The sequence below is a fragment of the Kitasatospora sp. NPDC007106 genome (genome assembly GCF_040634455.1).
GTDB lineage: Bacteria > Actinomycetota > Actinomycetes > Streptomycetales > Streptomycetaceae > Kitasatospora > Kitasatospora arboriphila.
In genome coordinates this window covers 1-18,896 of the sequence record NZ_JBEYFP010000070.1, presented here as the reverse complement: position 1 = coordinate 18,896, position 18,896 = coordinate 1, and the positions used below count along the sequence as shown (strand labels likewise).

At 77.1% G+C, this 18,896-nt stretch carries 18 protein-coding genes; 11 read left to right on the top strand and 7 right to left on the bottom strand.

Features of this window, described 5'->3' with window-relative positions:
• Window positions 1–129: 129 nt before the first annotated feature.
• Window positions 130–1,521, bottom strand: a complete 1,392-nt coding sequence (locus tag ABZ641_RS10030; protein WP_359980552.1) for a hypothetical protein — start codon at window positions 1,519–1,521, stop codon at window positions 130–132.
• A 276-nt stretch (window positions 1,522–1,797) separates the two neighbouring features.
• Between ABZ641_RS10030 and ABZ641_RS10025 the strand changes: the two genes are divergently transcribed.
• The 3 genes from ABZ641_RS10025 to ABZ641_RS10015 all read left to right on the top strand — a co-directional run bounded on the left by ABZ641_RS10025 (window position 1,798) and on the right by ABZ641_RS10015 (window position 4,746).
• Window positions 1,798–2,850, top strand: coding sequence for a transposase domain-containing protein (locus tag ABZ641_RS10025; protein ID WP_359980549.1), 1,053 nt, complete (start codon window positions 1,798–1,800; stop codon window positions 2,848–2,850).
• Window positions 2,851–3,177: 327 nt separating this feature from the next.
• Complete coding sequence (locus ABZ641_RS10020; protein WP_359980546.1) at window positions 3,178–4,122, top strand: hypothetical protein; 945 nt, start codon at window positions 3,178–3,180, stop codon at window positions 4,120–4,122.
• 105 nt (window positions 4,123–4,227) lie between these two features.
• Window positions 4,228–4,746: a DinB family protein gene (locus tag ABZ641_RS10015; protein WP_344625413.1), complete on the top strand. Its 519-nt coding sequence runs from the start codon at window positions 4,228–4,230 to the stop codon at window positions 4,744–4,746.
• A 136-nt stretch (window positions 4,747–4,882) separates the two neighbouring features.
• On the opposite strand, the gene ABZ641_RS10010 is transcribed toward ABZ641_RS10015, so the two are convergent.
• Window positions 4,883–5,476 (bottom strand): TIGR03086 family metal-binding protein, encoded by a 594-nt coding sequence (locus ABZ641_RS10010; protein ID WP_359980544.1) that lies wholly within the window; start codon window positions 5,474–5,476, stop codon window positions 4,883–4,885.
• An 85-nt stretch (window positions 5,477–5,561) separates the two neighbouring features.
• Between ABZ641_RS10010 and ABZ641_RS10005 the strand changes: the two genes are divergently transcribed.
• Complete coding sequence (locus tag ABZ641_RS10005) at window positions 5,562–6,362, top strand: AraC family transcriptional regulator (RefSeq protein ID WP_359980542.1); 801 nt, start codon at window positions 5,562–5,564, stop codon at window positions 6,360–6,362.
• Between the two features lie 130 nt (window positions 6,363–6,492).
• Entirely contained in the window at window positions 6,493–7,359 is an 867-nt protein-coding gene (locus tag ABZ641_RS10000; protein WP_359980539.1) for a hypothetical protein, read from the top strand.
• Between the two features lie 172 nt (window positions 7,360–7,531).
• On the opposite strand, the gene ABZ641_RS09995 is transcribed toward ABZ641_RS10000, so the two are convergent.
• Entirely contained in the window at window positions 7,532–8,794 is a 1,263-nt protein-coding gene (locus tag ABZ641_RS09995) for an MFS transporter (RefSeq protein WP_359980536.1), read from the bottom strand.
• A gap of 101 nt (window positions 8,795–8,895) precedes the next feature.
• Between ABZ641_RS09995 and ABZ641_RS09990 the strand changes: the two genes are divergently transcribed.
• The 4 genes from ABZ641_RS09990 to ABZ641_RS09975 all read left to right on the top strand — a co-directional run bounded on the left by ABZ641_RS09990 (window position 8,896) and on the right by ABZ641_RS09975 (window position 13,028).
• Window positions 8,896–9,996, top strand: coding sequence for a DUF5937 family protein (locus ABZ641_RS09990; RefSeq protein ID WP_359980534.1), 1,101 nt, complete (start codon window positions 8,896–8,898; stop codon window positions 9,994–9,996).
• Between the two features lie 63 nt (window positions 9,997–10,059).
• The gene (locus ABZ641_RS09985; RefSeq protein ID WP_359980531.1) at window positions 10,060–10,629 is read left to right on the top strand and encodes a TetR/AcrR family transcriptional regulator; all 570 of its coding nucleotides are present in this window, start codon (window positions 10,060–10,062) and stop codon (window positions 10,627–10,629) included.
• Between the two features lie 93 nt (window positions 10,630–10,722).
• Complete coding sequence (locus ABZ641_RS09980) at window positions 10,723–11,610, top strand: MoxR family ATPase (protein ID WP_359980528.1); 888 nt, start codon at window positions 10,723–10,725, stop codon at window positions 11,608–11,610.
• Window positions 11,607–13,028 carry a VWA domain-containing protein gene (locus ABZ641_RS09975; RefSeq protein WP_359980525.1) on the top strand — a complete coding sequence of 474 codons (1,422 nt, stop codon included), beginning with the start codon at window positions 11,607–11,609 and terminating at the stop codon, window positions 13,026–13,028. Before ABZ641_RS09980 ends, ABZ641_RS09975 begins: the two co-directional genes overlap by 4 nt.
• 25 nt (window positions 13,029–13,053) lie before the next feature.
• Here the strand turns inward: ABZ641_RS09975 and ABZ641_RS09970 are convergent, their stop codons facing one another.
• The 4 genes from ABZ641_RS09970 to ABZ641_RS09955 form a co-directional block, all read right to left on the bottom strand.
• Complete coding sequence (locus ABZ641_RS09970) at window positions 13,054–13,755, bottom strand: SDR family oxidoreductase (protein ID WP_344625404.1); 702 nt, start codon at window positions 13,753–13,755, stop codon at window positions 13,054–13,056.
• Window positions 13,756–13,831: 76 nt separating this feature from the next.
• Window positions 13,832–15,103 carry an ArgE/DapE family deacylase gene (locus ABZ641_RS09965; RefSeq protein ID WP_359980522.1) on the bottom strand — a complete coding sequence of 424 codons (1,272 nt, stop codon included), beginning with the start codon at window positions 15,101–15,103 and terminating at the stop codon, window positions 13,832–13,834.
• Window positions 15,104–15,260: 157 nt separating this feature from the next.
• Complete coding sequence (locus tag ABZ641_RS09960) at window positions 15,261–15,839, bottom strand: DM13 domain-containing protein (RefSeq protein ID WP_344625402.1); 579 nt, start codon at window positions 15,837–15,839, stop codon at window positions 15,261–15,263.
• Between the two features lie 122 nt (window positions 15,840–15,961).
• Window positions 15,962–16,831, bottom strand: coding sequence for a GNAT family N-acetyltransferase (locus ABZ641_RS09955; RefSeq protein ID WP_344625401.1), 870 nt, complete (start codon window positions 16,829–16,831; stop codon window positions 15,962–15,964).
• A 203-nt stretch (window positions 16,832–17,034) separates the two neighbouring features.
• Here ABZ641_RS09955 and ABZ641_RS09950 point away from each other — a divergent pair, with 203 nt between their 5' ends.
• Both ABZ641_RS09950 and ABZ641_RS09945 read left to right on the top strand, forming a co-directional pair.
• Window positions 17,035–17,847: a hypothetical protein gene (locus tag ABZ641_RS09950; protein ID WP_359980519.1), complete on the top strand. Its 813-nt coding sequence runs from the start codon at window positions 17,035–17,037 to the stop codon at window positions 17,845–17,847.
• A gap of 187 nt (window positions 17,848–18,034) precedes the next feature.
• Window positions 18,035–18,896: serine/threonine-protein kinase (locus ABZ641_RS09945; protein ID WP_359980517.1), on the top strand; the 862-nt coding region annotated here is incomplete at its 3' end.

The window sequence follows — 18,896 nt, the reverse complement described above, 5'->3', positions numbered from 1 at the left end:
GGGCGCCGGGATCCGTGCCCGTCGCCGCACCGCAGTGGCCGCATCCTCCGCCGTCGGCGTAGCGCCCCGGTCGCGCGGCCGAACCCGGCGGCCCCGGAGCTGCGGTGACGATTCGTCAGGTGATGAGCGTCAGCCGTGCCCCTGGTCGGGGTAGCGGCAGGCGGCCTTGCGGGCGCGGGCCAGGTCGGCCTCCGGGAGTCCCGCCGCCGGCAGCGTGCCGGTGGGCGCGGGCTGGGCGATCAGCCGGGCGTCCGCGACGGCGGTCGGCCCGTCGCCGCCGAAGCAGGCCACCGCCACCACCGGCACGGCCGAGCCACCGCCGCCGGCCGCGCCGCCCTCGGCCGGTGCGGCGGGTCGCCAGGTCACCTTGAAGCCGGTGGCGGCCTCGGAGGTGAAGCCGATCTGCTGCCACTGGGGCATGGCGCTGCCCGATCGGGGCAGGTAGGCCGCGTAGCCGACGATCGCCACGTGGTCGCCGGTGGCGCGGAGTTCGAGCGCGCCGGGGGCACCGGCGGGTGCGGCCGCGGCGAGCGCGATCGAGGAGGCCGGGGCCACGCCGTCCGGGCAGTCGGCGGGGCGCAGCCCGGCGGGCGGGTTGCCGTGGACGACGGCGGAGGAGACGTAGCCGCCCGTGGCGAGCCGGAACCACCGGACGTCGGGCGAGCCCGAGGTGGTGTCGAGCACGACGTCGCCGAGGCAGAAACCGGTGAGGGCGAGGCGGCAGCCGCTCGGGAGCTGGGCGACGACGTCCGCGCTGAGGCTGGCGCCGGCCCGCACCCGGGTGGTGGCGTTGTACGTCTCGCCGGCGAAGAGGGCGGGGGTGGTGCCGTCCGCGGCCGGACAGCCGATCGCGGAGGCGGCCATCGCGGAGGCCGAGGCCATCGGAGCCGCACCGGCGGAGGGGTGGTTCGCCGCGGAGGAGGTGGACCGCACCACCACCAGGACGAGGACGACGGTGAGGGCGAGCACGGCGGCCGTGCCCGCGGTCGTCCAGCCGACCGGCCATCGGCGTGCCGGAGCGGATTCGGCGAGGTCGGTGGGTGCAGTGGTGTCGGGGGCGGACGGGGCTAAGTCGGCGGATGCCCCGGCCGCCTTGCCGTCGGCCTTCCCGGCGGACTCCGCGGCGGGCTTCCCCGCGGCCGGTGTTGCCGCTGCCGCGGCTGTGGGTTCGGCTGTGGGTTCGGCGGCGGCGGTGGCGAGGGTGGTGGCCGGCGGTGCGGGCTCGGCGGGGGCCGGCGGCGCCCCGGCGTCGGACGCCAGTCGCTTGTCGACCTCCTGCCAGCGCCTGGTCCACGCGGCCACGTCGCCGCCGCAGGCGCCCACGTAGGCCTGGGTGACCTCCAGACTGGGGAACCGGACACCGCCGGCGGCATCGCTCAGGGTGGTTGCGCCGAAGCCGGCCCGGTCGGCCAGAACCCGGTATGTGGGGTTCCCCGCCTGCTCCCTGACGATCCGTAGGTCGTAGGCGAAGGCCGGTACCGGGCCGTCGGCCGGATCGACGGGGCGCGGTTTGCGGGCCACAGGGTCTCCTCAGCTGACGGGTCGACAGTTCGCTCGGGAAACTCACGGGATCTGCCCCGTGTTCCTTCACTGTGTGCACGGATGGTGTGAATTCGATCACTCATGCACACGCCATATTCATGACATGAACATAACCGGTCGTCGCGCCCGTCTCGCGGCCGCGCTACCGCCGCGCTACGCCGCGGATACGCGCAGCGGCGAGACTTCGGCGGGGGCCGCGCCCGACGCCGCATCGGGCGCGGCCCCCGCCGCACCGACTCACCACCGGGGATGCCCTTGTCCTACGACACCGCCCCCACCGGGCCCGACGACCGCGGCGACGCGGACGCGGCCGTGGTGGACCTGCTGGTCCGCACCTACCCGCCGGAACTCGTGGACGCGGCGATCGCGGCCTGCGGCCGCACCGAGCGCAGACGCCGTCTCCTGCCGGCCCGCCGGATGGTCTACTTCGTCCTCGCGATGGCCGCCTTCTCGCCCGCGCCCTACCTGGACGTGATGCGCCGTCTGGAGTCCGGCCTGCGCCGCGCAGGGCTCAGCCAGCCCGGCCCGTCGGCCGGCAAGGCCGCCATCTTCCAGGCGCGCGAACGCCTGGGCAGCGGCCCGCTGGAGGTCCTGTTCCGGGACTCCGCGCTCCCCGGCACCGAAGCCGGCACCGGCGAAGCGCCCGCTCCACGGCATTGGTCCGCGCCGTCGCACCACTCCGCGCCGCACTGGCGGGGCCGCACCCTGCACCTGCTCGCCGAGCAGCGCACCGCCGCCTCCCGGCACACCTCCCCCACCCCGCGGCTCACGGTCACCGGACTGCTGGACGGCGGCACCGGCGAGGTCGTCGACGCCGTCTGGGACGCGTCCGGCGCACCCGCGACCCTGCTCCGCTCCGTCGGGCCGGACACCCTGCTGGTCGTCCAGGGACCGGCCCCGGACCACGCGCTGGCCGCTGCGGCGGCGGCCCGCGGCACCGGCGTCGCCTGGCGGCTGCCGACCGCCCGGCTGCCGCTGCAGCCCGAACGGCGGCTCGAGGACGGCTCGTTCCTCGTCCGGCCGCGCGGCGTGCCGCTGCGGGTCATCGGGGCCGGCCTGGTGACCACCCTGCTCGACCCGTCCCTGGCCCCCGCCGACGAACTCCTGGCCGCCACCGACGCGGTGCCCGACGGCCGCCTGCTCGGTGCGGCCCTGCTCGCCGCCGGACCGGACGCCGCACCGCTCACCAGCCGCACCGCCGAGGGCGTCGACCAGGAGCTGTACGGTCGGCTGCTCGTGCACAACGCCCGGCGCCGCGCCGCGGACCTGGCCACCTTCGCCTGCGGCCCGTGCCCGGGGGCCCGGTGAACCGTTCCTAAGCAAACGACATTGCCCGCCGCGAAATCGCGCGGCTAGCGTTCCGTCCGGTCGGCCTCGCCGCCGCCGCGCCCGCGACCCCGGCGCGGCGGGCAACGCCCCCGCCGAGAACCACGTCGGCCCGTTCCACACGCGAACCACCAGAACCGGTCGGGCGCACCTCCGCGCCTGCGTCCGCCGCCCGCCGGCCACCGGCCGGACGCGCCTCGTGCACACCCGACGAGCACGCCCTGCCGGAGTCCGGCCGCGCCACCGCCGGGCGGCCCCGGCCCGCCCCGCCGCGCGACCATCCGCACCCGCCCCGAGGAGCCCCCAGGCATGCCCGGACCATCCCGCCTCCTGACCGCCCTGGCGGCCGCCCTGGGAGCGGCGGCAGTCCTCGCCTCGGCCACCGGCTGCTCGGGCTCCGCCGGCGCGGCCCCGGCCACCCACGCCCCGGCGCCCACCCCGACCGTGACGGACCGCCTCGACCTGCGCCTGCCGCTCGCCGACCACCTGCTCACCCCGCAGGCGCGGCGCGACCTCGACCGCGCCGCGCGGAAGCTGGTCGACCAGTGCATGCGCCGCTTCGGCTTCGCCCTCGCCGACGATCCGGTCGTGGCGGGCGGCGACCCCACCACTCCGGCCCGGATGCGGTACGGGGTGACCAGCGCGCAGCAGGCGAGGACCACCGGGTACCACGCCGCCCCGGCCGACCCCGGCCGATCGGCCACGCCCACGGCCACACCCGGGCCCCGGAACACCGACCCGGGGTACCTGCTCGTGCTGCGCGGCAACGGCACGGCCGGCACCAACGGCGGCACCCCCGCGCCCCACGGCTCCCGCACGGTGCCGCCGGGCGGCTGCACGGGCGAGATGACGAAGGAACTCTCCGGACGGGCGGTCTTCCTCGGCGATCCTCCGCTGGTGCGCGAGATCGATGCGAAGGGCTTCGCCGAGTCGCAGCGGACGCCCGCCGTGCAGGAGGCGTTCCGCGGCTGGTCCGCGTGCATGCTCGCCAGCGGCTTCCACTACGGCACGCCGCTGGACGCCGCCGCCGACCCGGCCTTCGCGGGGGAGAGCCCGGGCCGCGGCGAACAGCGGACGGCCGAGGCGGACGTCGCCTGCAAGCAGCGGGGCAACGTGGTCGGCATCTGGTTCGCCGCCGAGGTGGACCGGCAGCACGCCCTGATGGCGGGGCACGAGGACGAGTTGCGCACCATCGGGATCCAGCTGCAGGAGCAGGCGGTCCGGGTCGACGGCACCCTCAACACCGCGGGCTGAGCCCGCACGGACCCCGGCGGGGCCGGTCGGCAGCGGCTCTGCCGGCCGGCCCCGTCGGCACCAACTGCCGCAGGCGGCAGGTTGGTTCGGGTACAGTGCGGAGCCATGGAGACATGGGGGGCGGCACTGTACGGGGACCCGTGCGCGGCCTGCGGCTTCGCCTGGTCGGCGACGCCCGCGGACTGCCTCGCGGTGGTGGGCGAACTGCCGCGGCGGTTCCGGGAGTTGCTGGACGGCCGGACGGGCCGCGAACGCCACCCGGAGCTGGAGTGGACACCTGCCGCCTACGTCAGCCACGTCACCGACAACCTGCGGATCTGGGCCGAGCGGCTCGCCGGCGCCCGGCTGGCCGGCGCCGCCGACGTCGGCGGCTACGACCCCGACCTGGTCGCCCGGGGCCGCCGCTACCTGGAGATCGCCCCGGCCGCCGCCCTCTGGTCGCTCGACCGCGCGGTGCAGGCCTGGACGGAGTCGGTGACCGCCGCCGTCGCGGCGGGCACCGTCCTGCAGCACGCCACCCGCGGCCCCCAACCCGCCGGGGCCATCGCCCGCAACAACGCCCACGACGGCCACCACCACGTCCACGACGTCCGCCGCATCCTGCAGCACGCCGACACCCGGTGAACCCGGGCCCGTCCGCGGAGCGCCCCGCCGCTCGGCGCTTCCGAGGCGGTCGCCCCACCGGCCGGAAGGCTGCGCATCCCGTACCCGGGCAGCGGAGCGACCGCCGGGCGGCACCGGCGCCGGGCCTGAGCGGCCGTCACACCTGCTTGGGGGCCCAGTACGGGTCGCGGCCGGAGGCGGCCAGGGCGCGGTCGAGCAGCGGGGCGTCGACGGGGAGCGGGACGGGGTCGGCGAAGCCGCCGAACTGCCGGTAGAGCTCGGCGTTCTCCTCGACCACGGCGAGGACCAGGTCGGCCAGCTCGTCGGGCACCTCGACCTCGGTGCCGGTGGCGCGGGCGACGTCCCAGCCGTGCAGCACCATCTCCTTGATCAGCATCTTGGCGATCGACTCGGCCGGGACGGGCGTGCCGCCGAGGTCCACCTCGCCCTCCCAGACGGCCGGGTCGGCCCAGGCCGCGACGGCCCGGTCCAGTTGCGCGGCGTAGTCCTCGGCCCAGGCGGCGTCGGTGGTGAAGTCGCGGGCGACCAGGTCCTCCGGCAGCGGGGTCCGCAGGGCGCGGTGCTCCAGGCCGTGCGAGGTGTACAGCACCCAGTGGTTGACCAGGGCCCGGGTGTCGAAGTCGGTGCAGGGGGTGGGGCCGTCCAGGTGCTCGGGGCGGACGCCGCGGGCGATGCGGGCGGCCTCGGCGGCGGCGCTGGACATCCGGGGGTGCAGGGGGTGACCGTTCATGCGCCCGATCCTGCGCCGACGCCCCGGCCGCGGTCTTGAAGAAACGCGACGGCCCGGCCGCGCCGCGCCCACTACCCTGGCCGGCATGAGTGCACCGGACCTGGGACGCGGGGTGCTCCACCCCGGCCGGGCGGCGGCCGTGATCGAACTGGACCGGCGCGAGCCCGCCCCCGGAGCGGACCGCTTCGTCGAGTTCTACTGGCTGGTGCGCTGGGACTGCCGCGACCGGCCGCCGTACGAGCAGAAGGTGCTCTCCCACCCCCATGTGCACCTGGTCTTCGAGGAGCCCCGGGCGAGGGTCTACGGGGTGGACCGCTCGCTGTTCGTCCGCCGGCTGGAGGGGTGGGGACACGCGCTCGGGGTGAAGTTCCGGCCCGGCGGCTTCCGCCCGTTCACCGACCGCCCGGTCTCCGGCCTCGCCGACCGGTCGGTGCCCGCCGCCGAGTTCTTCGGCCCGGAGGCCGACCGGCTGAACGAGGACATCATGGCCGGCCCCGCCGACCCGGAGCGGCTCCGCGCCCTCGCCGACGCCTTCCTGCTCGCCCGGCTGCCCGAGCCCGACCCGACGGCCGACCGGGTCGCCGCCATGGTCGAGCGGATCACCTCCGCCCCCGAACTGCACCGGGTCGACGACCTCGCGGCGGAGTTCGGCCTCGGAGTCCGGCAGTTGCAACGGCTGTTCGCCGAGTACGTCGGCGCCTCGCCGAAGTGGGTGCTGCGGCGGGCCCGCCTGCACGAGGCGGCCCGGCACGCCGACAGCGGCGCGGACGTCGACTGGGCGGCCCTCGCCGCGGACCTCGGCTACGCCGACCAGGCCCACCTCACCCGCGACTTCACCGCCGCGGTCGGCACCCCGCCCGCCCGGTACGCCCACGGCTCCCGCTGACCCGTCCACGGCCCCGACCTGCAGCCATGCATCGTGGTGTCACGCTGTGCTACCGTCCGGCTACGGACCAAAAGTTGACCCCGGCGGTGCGCCAACACCCCGGGGCCTGACACGGGAGCCAGAACTCCGCATGCACGTCCACTTTATCGCGCCCGACCGGTATGTCCGGGCATCCCACGAGATCGTCCGGCACCCGCGTCTGCGGGCCACCGCCAAGTCCCTGCTGCTGTGGGCGCTCTCCCTGCCGCCCGGCACCCGGGAGACCGTCCTGACGATCGGTCACCGGATGGCCGAGGGGCGCATGGCGATCTCCCGCGCCCGCAACCAGCTGATCGACGAGGGCTACCTGCACGTCCGCCGCCAGCACCCCACCAAGGGCACCTGGACGACGGACGTCATGGTCACCTCCGTCCCGCTCCGCACCGCCGAGGAGATCGCCGCCGCCTGGGAGGGCGCCGCAGCGAGCGACCGCACCGCGGCAGCCGCAGACACCCCGGCGTCTCCTGCGCGTCGAATCCCGGCACTCGGCCGGTCGAAGGGTCGGCAGGTCGGCACTTCACCCGATTCCAAGACTGCGGAGAACACTCCACCACCCGAGGGGGCCTGCGGGCCGGAGGCCCGCCTGCTCCTCGAACTCGCCCGGCACGACCCACGGTTGCGCCTGAGTACGGCCGAGGCCGCCGCCCTCGCCCCGCTGGCGGCCGACTGGCTCACCCGGGACGCCCGACCGCACCGCCTCCTGCACACCCTGCTGGCCGGCCTGCCCGAACGCATCCACGCCCCGCAGGCCCTGCTCCGCACCCGCCTGCAGCGCAGCATGCCCGCAGCCCCGCCCACGGCGGCGCCGGCACCGGCACCGGCGCCCCGGGGGCTGCCGCCGGACCTCCCGCCCGCCCGGGTCGACGCGGCCGCCGCGGAACGCAACCGGGCCGGCGTGGGCCGCGCCCGCGAACTGCTCCGCGGGGCCCGGATCCCCCGCCCGGTGCCGGCGCTGTAGCCGGGCCGTCCGCGGGGCGCGATGTCAGTCCTCGTCGAAGAAGTCCTCGACCGTGTCCTCGACGACGTCCTCCACGATCCCGCCGCCGACGAACCCGACCGCGGCACCGGCCGCCGCCCGACGATAGCGGCCGAGGTCGGCCCGGGGGCGGCACCTCGGCGGCGGTGTCCCCTCACACCCGGGGGCCGACGCGGCGGACGAGGGCGGCGCCGAGGGCGGTGGCGGCGGCGAGGACGGGCCACAGGAGGTGGGGGCCGGCGGCGAGCAGGGCGGTCAGGGCGGCGGGGGCGGCGGCGCGGCCGAGGCCGCTGGAGAGCTCCCAGCGGGCGAGGGCCCGGCCGAGGCGGGCGGGCGGTGCTGCGGCGACCACCAGGGCGGTGCCGGTGCCGGTGTAGAGGATCTCGCCGGCGGTGTAGAGCACCGAGACACCCGCGACGGCCGCGGCCCCGGCCGTGCCGCCGAGCGAACCGGCCGCCCAGAAGCCCAGGTAGGAGAGGGCGAGCACCAGACCGGAGGCGGCCAGGACGGACCTCCGGGAGCGGCGGGAGATCCACAGCACCACGGCGAGCTGGGTGGTGATCACCAGCATGGTGTTGCCGACGAAGATGCCCGAGGACCAGGCCGGTGCGACGTGCAGGGTGGTCACCAGCAGGGCGGGCAGGGCGACTTCGAGCACGTCGAAGCAGAAGGCGTACGGCAGGTTGGCCAGGCCCAGCAGGGCGGTGCCGCTCCGCCCCTCCGCGACCGGCCCGTCGACAGGGGTGTCCTGCCGGGCGGCGGCCGGCGGGACGGTGAGCCGCAGCGACCAGACCAGGCCGGCGGCCAGCAGGCAGGCGAGGGCGGTGGCCAGGGCGAGGGTCCGCAGGGCGCCGGTGCCGCCCGCGGTCGCCGCGGTGGCGGCCAGGGCCCCGACGCCGAGGCCCGCGTTGCGCAGCGCCCGTCCGGCGGCGAGGGCAGCGTCCCGCATCCGGCCGTCGGTGAGTGCGGCGACCACCGCGGCGTGCGCGGTCGGAAAGGCCTGGCTGCCGATGCCGAGCAGCACGGCCGCCGCGGTGAACCCGGCCGCACCCGAGGCGGCGAGCAGGACCGCCACGCCGGCCGCCCGGACGAGCAGCGTCGCGGCCACCGGCAGGCTCCGTGCGCCGCGGTCGATCCAGCGTCCGGTCAGCGGTACGGCGGCCAGGCCGGCCAGCATGCCGGCGGAGAGGGCGAGTCCGGCGGTGCCGACGCCGAGGCCGATCACCCCGACGCCGTACAGCAGCAGGAAGGGGCGGAGCAGGCCCGCGCCGAGTGCGTCGACCAGGACGGCGAGGCCGTAGCGGCGTCCACCGGCGATGCTCAGCAGGCGGGCGGTGCCGGGGAGTTCGGCGGCCGGGGAGGCGGTCGGGGCGTCAGCCGTCGCGGCGGGGCGGGCGGGGCGGTCGAGGAGGGTCATGGCGGCCACGCTGCGCCGCGGGGCGGGGCGGTGGCACGCGGATTGACGGTCCCCGTCAACCGTCGGCGGGCGGGTGGGGACGGGATGGCAGGATCGCCGGCATGAGTCTGACCATCGACGTCACCGGCCTGCCTGCCGAGGCGCTGCTGTTCGCGCCGTCCCCGCTGGCGGAGCTGAACGCGATGCTGCACGTCCTCGCGGAGCCGGCGCACCATCCGGAGCTGCACGGCTGGGCGGCGGCCACCACCGGTGCGCTGCCCGCGGGCCTGGCGGACCGGCTGCTGGAGGCGGACTTCCTGTGGCGGTCCTCGCGGGCCGACTTCCTCTTCCCGGCCCTGCCGGGTGCCACGCTGGCGGAGGAGCTGGACGCGGTGGACCGGCTGGAGGACGAGCTGTACACCGCGGCGGCGCTGGTCACCACCTGCGGTTCGTCCCGGCTGTCGTACCGGCCGGCGGGTTCGCCGCTGACCGATCCGGCGGCGGCCGAGCGGGCGCGGGACCTGGCGGCGGCCCGGGGGCCGCGGCAGGCGGCCTTCGCCGACCGGCTGCTCACCGATCCGCCGGCCGCCCGGGCGGCCGTGCGCCGGCTGCTGGAGGACTGCGAGCGGGCGTTCTTCGCGGACGCCTGGCGCCGGGTGCTGCCCTCGCTGGCCGCGGACGCCCGGCAGAAGGCCGACCTGCTGGCCCGGCGCGGCCCGGCGGAGGCGCTGGCCGCGGTCTCCCCGGTGATCGTGCTGGACGAGGCGGAGCCGGGGCGGCGGCGGATCGTCGTCGACAAGCTGCAGGACAACACGGCCAGTGCGGTCGCGGCGGGCGGGGTGACGTTCATCCCGAGCGCCTTCGGGCGGCCGCACCTGCCGGTGGTGTACGCGGCCGGGTGGCGTCCGGTGCTGCAGTACCCGATCGCCGAGGCGGGCGGCACCGACCCGGTGTCGCTGGCGCTCGTCCAGCAGCGGCTGGAGGCGCTGGCCCACCCCGTCCGGCTGCGGCTCGCCCGGACGATCGCGCGCGGCCCGCACACCACGGGCGAGCTCGCCGACGCCTGGCAGCTCACCGCCCCCGAGGTCTCCCGCCACCTCGCGGTGCTGCGCAGGGCCGGGCTGCTGACCACCCGCCGCCGCGGCCGCTACGTGCTGTACGAGCTGGACCTCGCCACCAGCGCCCGGCTCGGCGGCGACCTGCTGGAGGCCGTGCTGCGCTGAGCCCGGCCGGGATCGTACACCGATCGGTTTCCTCGTGGCGGCGCGGGCGGTAGCCTCGGCGGCATGGACACCCAGGTGAAGCCCTCCCCGCGCGACCGGCTGCTCGACGCCGCGACCGAGCTCTTCTACCGGGAGGGCGTCGGCACCGGGATCGACGCACTGTGCAAGGCGGCGGGGGCGTCCAAGCGGTCCATGTACCAGCTGTTCGACAGCAAGGACGAGGTGATGGCGGCCGCCCTGGAGCGGCGCGCGCCCGGGTACGCGGCGCTGCTGCTGCCCGCGGCGGACGACCCGCGCCCGCCCCGGGCCCGGGTGCTGCACGTCTTCGAGCGACTGGAGGAGCTCTCCCGGGCGGAGGACTACCGCGGCTGCCCGTTCCTGGCGGTGCAGGTCGAGCTGAAGGACGGGGCGCACCCGGCGAGCGTGGTCGCCGCCCGGGTCAAGCAGGCGCTGACCGACTTCTTCCGGGCCGAGGCCGAGCGTGGCGGGGCCGCCGATCCCGCGCTGGTGGCCCGGCAGTTGACGCTGGTCTTCGACGGCGCGAGCGCCCGGGCCGGGGCGGCCGGGGAGTCGCTGGCGGGGCTGGTGGTGCCGACGGCGACCGCCCTGCTGGACGCGGCCGGGGCCCGCTGAACCCCGGCCGCAGCCGGCCCGCGAAGACCGTTCCACCAGAAGGTACTCACGGGTAACATGCCCTGCACGGTCTGGCACCCAAGGGAGTCGAGCATGCACGGCACGGACGGAACCCCGGTCGGAACGGGCTTCTTCGACTCGGTCGACGAGGTCGCGGCCCGGCTCGCCGAGGTCGGCTACCTCGCCTCGACCGCCGTCGCCACCACCGTGTTCCTCGCCGACCGGCTCGGCAAACCGCTGCTCGTCGAGGGCCCGGCGGGCACCGGCAAGACCGAACTCGCCAAGGCCGTCGCCCGGCTCGGCGCCGCCCGGCTCGTCCGGCTGCAGTGCTACGAGGGCATCGACGAGGCCCGCGCGCTCTACGAGTGGAACCACGCCAAACAGCTGCTGCGGATCACCGCCGGCCGCGACGAGAGCTGGGACGAGGCCCGCACCGACGTCTTCGGCGAGGAGTTCCTGCTCAGCCGGCCGCTGCTCACCGCGATCCGCGGCGAGGAGCCCACGGTGCTGCTCATCGACGAGACCGACAAGGCCGACGTCGAGGTGGAGGGACTGCTGCTGGAGGTGCTCAGCGACTTCCAGATCACCGTGCCCGAACTCGGCACCATCCGGGCGGCCCGCCGCCCCTTCGTCGTGCTCACCTCCAACGCCAGCCGGGAACTCTCCGAAGCCCTCCGCCGCCGCTGCCTCTTCCTCCACCTGGACTTCCCCGACGCCGAGTTGGAGCAGCGGATCGTCCGCCTCAAGGTGCCCGGCCTGGACGCCGTGCTCGCCGAGTCGCTCGTCACCGTGGTCACCGCCCTGCGCGGCATGGAACTGCGCAAGGCACCCTCCGTCGCCGAGACCATCGACTGGGCGCGGACCCTGCTCGCCCTCGGCGCGGGGACGCTCGACGGCGCCGTCCTCCGCGACACCCTCGGCGTGGTCCTCAAGCACCAGGACGACCTGCTCAAGGCCGCCGCGAAGCTGGCACCCGCGTGACCGGCCCGCAGGCCCCGGCCACCCCCGCGGACCCGCCCGATCTCGCGGCCCGGCTCACCGGCCTCGTCCAGGCGCTGCGCGGCCACGGTCTGCGGATCGGCCCCGGCGAGACCGCCGACGCGGCGGCCGCCCTGGCCGTGCTCGGACTCGCCGACCGGGAGCAGGCCCGGGAGGGCCTGGCCGCGGTCCTGCTGCGCGCCGGAGGCCAACGGGCCGTGTTCGACGCCGTCTTCGACCTCTTCTTCCCGCTCGGCGTCGGCACCCCGCACGGCGCCGGACAGCCGCCGGACCAGCCCGTGGACCGGCCCGCCGCCGTCGCCGAGCTGCGCGACCGGCTCGCGGAGGCGCTGGCCGCGGGCGACCGGGCGGCGGGCGCCCGGATCGCCGGCGAGGCGGTCGAGGCGCTCGGCCGCTACGGCACCTCTCCCGGCACGGACGGCTGGTCCGCCTACCAGACCCTCGGCCTCCTCCAGCCGGAGACCCTGCTCGCCCGGGTGCTCGCCGCGCTGCGCGCCGGGCCGGCCGGCCCGGACGACGGAGGGCTCGGCGACCGGCTCGCCGAGGACGAAGTCCGGCGGCGCATCCGGGAGTTCCGCGCCCAGGTCGGCACCGAGGCGCGCCGCCGGGTCGCCGAACTGCGCGGCACCGAGCGGATCGCCGCACGCGCCGTCGCCCCGGCCCCGGACCGGGTCGACTTCCTCGCCGCCGGGCCCGAACAGCTCGCCGAACTGCGGCGCACCGTCCAGCCGCTGGCCCGCAAGCTCGCCACCCGGCTGGCCGCGCGCCGCCGCCGGGCCGCGCACGGCCGGATCGACCTGCGGCGCACCCTGCGGCGCTCGCTCTCCACCGGCGGGGTGCCGATGCGCCCCGCGTACCGGCAGCGCCGCCCGGCCCGCCCGGAGATCGTGCTGCTCTGCGACGTCTCCGGCTCGGTCGCGGGCTTCGCGCAGTTCACCATGCTGCTGGTGCGGGCGATGCGCGACCAGTTCGGCCGGGTCCGGGTGTTCGCCTTCGTCAACCGCACCGACGAGGTGACCCGGCTGGTCGCCGCCGACACCGACCCGGCCGAACTCGGCCGCCGCATCCTCACCGAGGCGGCGGTGGCGGGCTGGCACGGCAGCAGCGACTACGGCGCGGCCCTCGGCGAGTTCGCCGAACGCCACCTCGACGCGGTCGGCCCGCGCACCGCCGTCCTCGTCCTCGGCGACGCCCGCACCAACGGCTGGGACCCGAACCTGCCCGCCCTGCAACGCATCGCCGACCGCGCCCGCCGGGTCATCTGGCTCAACCCCGAACAGCCCGCCCTCTGGGGCACCGGCGACTCCGCCGCCCCCGCCTACGCCACCGCGGTCGAGATGCACCCCTGCCGCAACGCCCGCCGCCTCACCGACCTCGTCGCCCGCCTGCTCCCGGTCTGACGCCCCGTACGGCCACGGGTCTTCGTCAGGCGGCGAGTTGGGGGTAGAGGGCGGCGAGGTCGCCGGCCAGGCCGGCCTTGACCTGGCGGGAGAGGTCGTCGGCGAGCACCTCGTGGGCGTCGGACTCGATGCCGTCCAGGGCGCGGCGGGCCACGTCGGCCGGGTCCGCCTTGGGGGCGGTGATGCCGGAGGTCAGGTCCGTGTCGACGTAACCGACGTGCAGGCCGGTCACGTTGATGCCGCGCGGCTTCAACTCCAGGCGCAGCGAGTTGGTCTGCGACCAGAGTGCCGCCTTGGAGGCGCTGTACGAGCCGGCCAGGCCGATCCAGGACAGCACCGAGTGGACGTTGAGGAGGTGGCCGCCGCCGTTGCGCTCGATCACCGGGACGAAGGCGCGGGCGGTGAGCAGCGGGCCGTAGAAGTTGGTCTCGAACTCGCGGCGGACGTCCTCCACCGGGGAGTCCAGGAAGGACGCGTTGACCGCGGCGCCGGCGTTGTTGATCAGCACGGTGACGTCCTGGGCGCGGGCGGCGGCCGCCGCGACCGAGGCCGGGTCGGTGACCTCCAGCGCCAGCGGGACGGCCTCGGGGTGGGTGACCGTCCGCGGGTCGCGTGCGGTCGCGTAGACCTTGGCGGCACCGCGTTCGTACAGCGCGTCCACCAGCGCCCGGCCGATGCCGCGGCTGCCGCCGGTGACGAGGACGGCTGCGCCCTTGATCGCGGTCATGGGAATCTCCCCTCAGAGGAAACCGATCGGTTTCCACCAAGGTAAACCGATCGGTTTCCACCTGCAAGCGGCTGCGTCAGTCCGCCCCGGCCGAGCGGAGCACCGCCAGCACCAGGGTCCGCGCGACCTCCGCCGTCTCCCGCACCGACACCTGCTCCCGCGGGCTGTGCGCGACCCGGACGTCCCCCGGCCCGAACTGCAGCGTCGGCACCCCGGCGGCCGCGTACAGCCGCAGGTCGCTGCCGTACGGCGCCCCCCGCTCCCGCAGCGCCGCACCGCCCACCGCGTCCGCGTGCGCCGCCCGGACGAGACCGCCCAGCGGATGCCCGGCCGGCAGCCGGCCGCTGGCGAACAGCCCGCCCGGCCAGGTCACCGACGCCGGGTGCTCCCGCAGCCACGGGTCCGCCGCACAGGCCCGGGCCACGCACTCCTCCAGGTCCGCCATCGCCGCCGCCGGGTCCTCCCCCAGCCGCACCCCGAGCCGGCCCTCGGCGACCAGCCGGTCCGGCACGCTGCTCGCCCAGTCCCCCGCCCGGACCTTGCCCACCGAGAGCGCGTACGGGATCGGGTACTCCGCCATCAGCGGGTCCGGAGCGGTGTTGCGGGCGGCCTCCAGCCGGGCCAGCGCGGCGTGGACCGGCAGGTAGGCGTCGATCGCGCTGGCGCCCTCGTTCCGGGTGCTGGCGTGCGCGGCCCGGCCGTGCACCTCGATCCGGAAGGTCAGCGCACCGGCGTTCGCCGTCACCAGGGTGCCGCCGGTCGGCTCGGTGATCAGGCAGGCGTCGCCGGTGTACCCGCGCCGCAGGGTGCCGAACGCCCCGAGGCCGCCGTCCTCCTCGCCGACCACGAAGTGCACCGCCACCCGCCCGCGCAGCCGGGCGCCGCTCGCCCGGATCGCGGCCAGTGCGGCGAGGTGCGCCGCCAGGCCGGCCTTCATGTCGCAGGCGCCGCGGCCGTGCACCACGTCCCCGGCCACCCGGGGCACGAACGGGTCGCCGACCCACTGGGCGGCGTCGCCCGGCGGCACCACGTCCACGTGCCCCTGCAGCACCACCGTCGGGCCGTCGTCCCCGCCGGTGCCCGCCACCAGCCCCCAGGCCTCCTCGCGCGGCGCCTCCGTGCCGGGGAAGTCCGGGTGCGCCCGCAGCGCGGGCAGGTCCATCGACCACAGGTCGGTCTCCAGGCCGAGCCCGTCGAGCAGGCCGGCCAGGTGGTGCTGGATCTCCGACTCGGCGGCGCTGCCGGTCACGCTGGGGATCGCGATCAGGTCGAGCAGCGTCCGGGCGACGGCCGCCTCGTCGACGGCCGCCAGCGCGGCGGCCTCCCGGGCGGTGAGGTCTGCGGTCACGGGCGGGCCTTCCGGTCGGGGCCCGCCCGGCCGCCGGAGCGGGCCGGTCGGAGGGCGGGCCGGTGGGTCGCCCGCCCAGCCTGTCAGAGTGCCCCGCCCGGGTCACGGGCCGCCGGCCGCCCCACCGGACCTGCGCCGCGGCCCGGGTCGGGCGGGCTCAGACCCGGGCGAGGTCGGCGGCGCCGAAGCCGACCGAGAAGCGGTGGCACCAGATCACCGCGCTGCGGACCCGCTCCAGGTCGGTGCCGGGCGGCACGGTGTAGTTCTGGTTGCCGAGGTTGCCCTTGAGCCGGTCCAGTTCGACCGCGCCCTCGCCGAGCGAGTCCAGCCGCGACTCGGCGGCGGGCAGCGCCGACAGGTACACCCGGACGTCCGGGCCGTCCGAGGTCCGCAGGTCCTCCAGCCGCAGCACCACCGTGCCGTCGGCCAGCCGCACCAGCCGGGCGGTGCCGGTGGTGGGGTGCTCCCCGGCGACGAACCCGCCCCGCGCCAGGTCCACCGGGGCCGCCGGGGCGGTCGCCGCGGCGGTCGTCGCGGCGGCCGACACGGCCGGGCCCGCGGACACGGACGCGGACGCGGACGCGGACGGCAGCGCCTCGTCCACCGAGGTGCTGGTGAACGCCTTCCACGGCGCGAACAGGTACAGCCCGAACCCGCCGACGAGCAGCACCAGCACGGCGAGCGGAACGGTCACCCGCCGGGCGGGCCTGCGGCGCAGCGGTGCACGGAACTTCACGGTCTCCCCCGGGGTGCGTCGGACGGTGGCAGACCTCATGGGTACCGCGCGGCCGCCGGCCCGCGCCACGTCCGCGGCCCGGCGGTAAGAACCCCGTAACCTGCCCGGCCCCGCAGCCCGGTTCAGGCCGGCGGCGGGCCCTCGGCGCCCTCCGACAGGTCCTTCACGAAGGTCGTCGCACTGCGCCGCACCGTCATGCCCACCCGCTCGTACAGGCCGAGCGCGCCGGTGCCCGAATGCGTCCACAGCGTGCAGGAACGCCGGCCGGCCCGGTGGAAGGCCAGGAAGGAGTGCCGCAGCAGCAGCCGCGCGATCCCGCGGTTGCGGTGGTCGTGGGCGACCGCGACCCGCTCGACGTACCCGTCCTCGGTGTCGGGGAGGTCCAGCGCGAGGACGGCGCCGACGACCTGCCCGTCCACGAAGGCCAGCGAGGACATCTGCGCGGCGAACGTCGGCCGCTCCACGGTGTGCTGCGCCCACTCCTCGTACGCCTTGCGGCGCGGCTGCCACTCGGCGAAGGCGTCCTCGGTCAGCCGGTGCACCGCCGGCCCGTCGCCCGCACGGAACGGCCGGACGGTGACGCCCTGCGGGGCCTGCGGCAGCGCCGGCTCCCGGGGCATCGCGATCTCCATCAGCCAGGCCCGCACCAGCGGCCCGTAGCCGCGGGAGCGGACCAGGGCCACGGCCCCCGCGTCGGAGTCCGGGACGGTCTGCACGATCCGCTCGGTCCCCGCCTGCCGGGCGCGTGCCTCCGCCCAGTCCAGCAGGGCGGCGCCGAGGCCCCTGCCCCGGTGCTCCGGGTGCACGTCCACCTCCGACCGCCGGTCGACCCAGGCCCGTGCCGCCGGCCGCCCCTGCGCGTCGTGCACCAGCAGCGTGTCCGCGCCCAACTCCATGCCCGGGCGGGCCAGATCGGCCGCGATCCCGCCCGGGTCGGTCTCCACCTGCCCGTACAGCTCGGTCTCGCACGCCGCCACCAGCCCGTGGATCACCGGCACGTCCTCGGCGCACGCCGCCCGCCCCCGGTACCCCGCCGGCAATCCAGGCACCACACCCGTCATCGGCCCCACACTCCCGCGCAGCAGTCCTCCGGTCCCGGCCCGGCACCGCGTCAGTCTCCGCCACCCCCGCATCCACGGCAACGGATTACCCGAAGCCCACCGCACCCCGGCACCTGCCCGCCTAGGCTCCGGCCATGCACAAGGGCGCGGGCGGTTCGAAACAGGCGGCGGCGGACCGGCTGGACGCGGCGATGCGGCAGGCGCTGCTGCCCGCCGACGCCAGGGCCCGGCTGGGTGCCTGGGCGGCGGGCGACGGCGCCGCCTTCGCGGGGGCGGCGGGCAGCGGGGTGCACGGCGTCGACTGCGTGCCCGCGCACTGGGCGGGCATCGGACCGTGGCCGGAGGTGCTCGGGTCCAGGGGCTCGACGACCGCCGTACCGGTGAGCCGCGCGCAGGTCCGGGAGGCCGTCGGGTCGGCGCTGGACGGCGAACGGTGGGAGGAGGCGCTGGTCGTGCCGTACGTCTGGGGCCGCGGCAAGCGACCCTGGCGCGGACCGGCCGTGCTCGCCGGGATCCTCGTGCACCCGGGAACGGGCGCGGCGCTGGCCGGGGCCGTGCAGGCGCTGACCTCCGAGGGCGCGGTCGCGGCCTACCGGAGGCTGGACGGCGCCGTCCCGGGGCTGGGGCCCGCATTCTTCACCAAGTTCCTCCATTTCGCGGGCCTCGCCCGGGCGGACGCCGTCCCGGGGCCGCTGCCGCTGATCCTCGACTCCCGCGTGGCGGCCGCCCTGCGTGCCCTGGCGGTGCCGGTCGGCCTGGCCGCCGGGGTGCCGGGGACGGCGGCCGTCGCCCGGTGGACCTGGTCCGCCGGCGGGTGGACGCCGCACCGCTACCGCGTCTACCTGGAGTGGATGCACGCCGCCGCCGCGCAGCTGGCCGCCGCCTGCCCGGCGTGGCCGGCCGGCCGTCCGGACCTCCTCGAACTCGCGCTGTTCAGGGGCGTCTGACGGGTCGTCCCCCGCCCGGGCCGCGGACCCGGCGTTCACACCGTGCGTGCAGCTCCTCCACCGGTGTCCGCCGGCCTGCGTCCGGAGGGGGCACCGGGTGCGTCCCGGAACCCGCGTGGCGCTAGGTTCTTGACCGGCCGTCCGACCCGCCGGACGGCCGGTCGACCCGGGACGAAGGGACGTTGGCGTGCAGGGACAGCTGCTGGGCGAGCGCTACGAACTGCTGGAGCGGCTCGGCCCCACGGGGGCGGGCGAGCACTGGCGGGCGTACGACCGGCAGCTCGGCGTGCCGGTGGAGGCGGCCGTCCTGGCCGGGCCGGGCACCGCGCCGGAGGAGGCCGAGCGGCTCGCGGAGGCGGCCCGCGCCGCGGCCGAACGGCCCGGGCACCCGCACCTGGTGACGGTGCTGGACGCGGGCACCGACCCGGCGAGCGGCACGGTGTACGCCGTCCTGGAGCAGGTCGCCGGCCGCAGCCTGGAGGACGCCCTCGCCGCCGACGGCCCGCCCGGCACCGCCCGCGCCGCCGAGTGGACCCGCCAGATCTGCGCCGGTCTGGCCGCCTCGCACGCGGCGGGCGCGGTGCACCGGGACCTCCGGCCGGCCCGCCTGCTGCTCACCGCGGACGGCACGGTCAAGCTGCCGGGCCTGGTGGCCGACGCCCCGGCGGCCGGGCAGCCGGGCGGCGGTCCGGCGGGGGCGCTGGCCGGCGTGCCGTGGATGTCCCCCGAGCTGGTGCGCGGCGCGGAGCAGGTCGACGCGCGCAGCGACCTCTACGCGGTGGGCTGCCTGCTGTACCAACTGCTCACCGGCACGACGCCGTTCGGGCACCGCGAGCCGACCGTGCAGTTCGGCGCGCACCTGCGGGAGGCCCCGGCGCCGCCGAGCGCCCGCCGGCCGGGTGTCCCGGCCGGGCTCGACGACCTGGTGCTGGCGCTGCTGGCCAAGGCACCGGAGGAGCGTCCGGCGGACGCCGACGAGGTGCTCGACCGGCTCGACGCGCTGGCGCCGGAGCTCGCGGCCGCGGGCAGCGGCCCGGCGGACGCCACCG

What these genes read in the sequence shown, in the direction of transcription:
- ABZ641_RS10020 (WP_359980546.1), top strand. Translation starts at nt 3,178, where the DNA reads ATGCCCGGACCATCCCGCCTCCTGACCGCCCTGGCGGCCGCCCTGGGA.
- ABZ641_RS10015 (WP_344625413.1), top strand. Translation starts at nt 4,228, where the DNA reads ATGGAGACATGGGGGGCGGCACTGTACGGGGACCCGTGCGCGGCCTGC.
- ABZ641_RS09995 (WP_359980536.1), bottom strand. Translation starts at nt 8,794, where the DNA reads ATGACCCTCCTCGACCGCCCCGCCCGCCCCGCCGCGACGGCTGACGCC.
- ABZ641_RS10000 (WP_359980539.1), top strand. Translation starts at nt 6,493, where the DNA reads ATGCACGTCCACTTTATCGCGCCCGACCGGTATGTCCGGGCATCCCAC.
- ABZ641_RS10010 (WP_359980544.1), bottom strand. Translation starts at nt 5,476, where the DNA reads ATGAACGGTCACCCCCTGCACCCCCGGATGTCCAGCGCCGCCGCCGAG.
- ABZ641_RS09980 (WP_359980528.1), top strand. Translation starts at nt 10,723, where the DNA reads ATGCACGGCACGGACGGAACCCCGGTCGGAACGGGCTTCTTCGACTCG.
- ABZ641_RS09950 (WP_359980519.1), top strand. Translation starts at nt 17,035, where the DNA reads ATGCACAAGGGCGCGGGCGGTTCGAAACAGGCGGCGGCGGACCGGCTG.
- ABZ641_RS10005 (WP_359980542.1), top strand. Translation starts at nt 5,562, where the DNA reads ATGAGTGCACCGGACCTGGGACGCGGGGTGCTCCACCCCGGCCGGGCG.
- ABZ641_RS09970 (WP_344625404.1), bottom strand. Translation starts at nt 13,755, where the DNA reads ATGACCGCGATCAAGGGCGCAGCCGTCCTCGTCACCGGCGGCAGCCGC.
- ABZ641_RS09990 (WP_359980534.1), top strand. Translation starts at nt 8,896, where the DNA reads ATGAGTCTGACCATCGACGTCACCGGCCTGCCTGCCGAGGCGCTGCTG.
- ABZ641_RS09985 (WP_359980531.1), top strand. Translation starts at nt 10,060, where the DNA reads ATGGACACCCAGGTGAAGCCCTCCCCGCGCGACCGGCTGCTCGACGCC.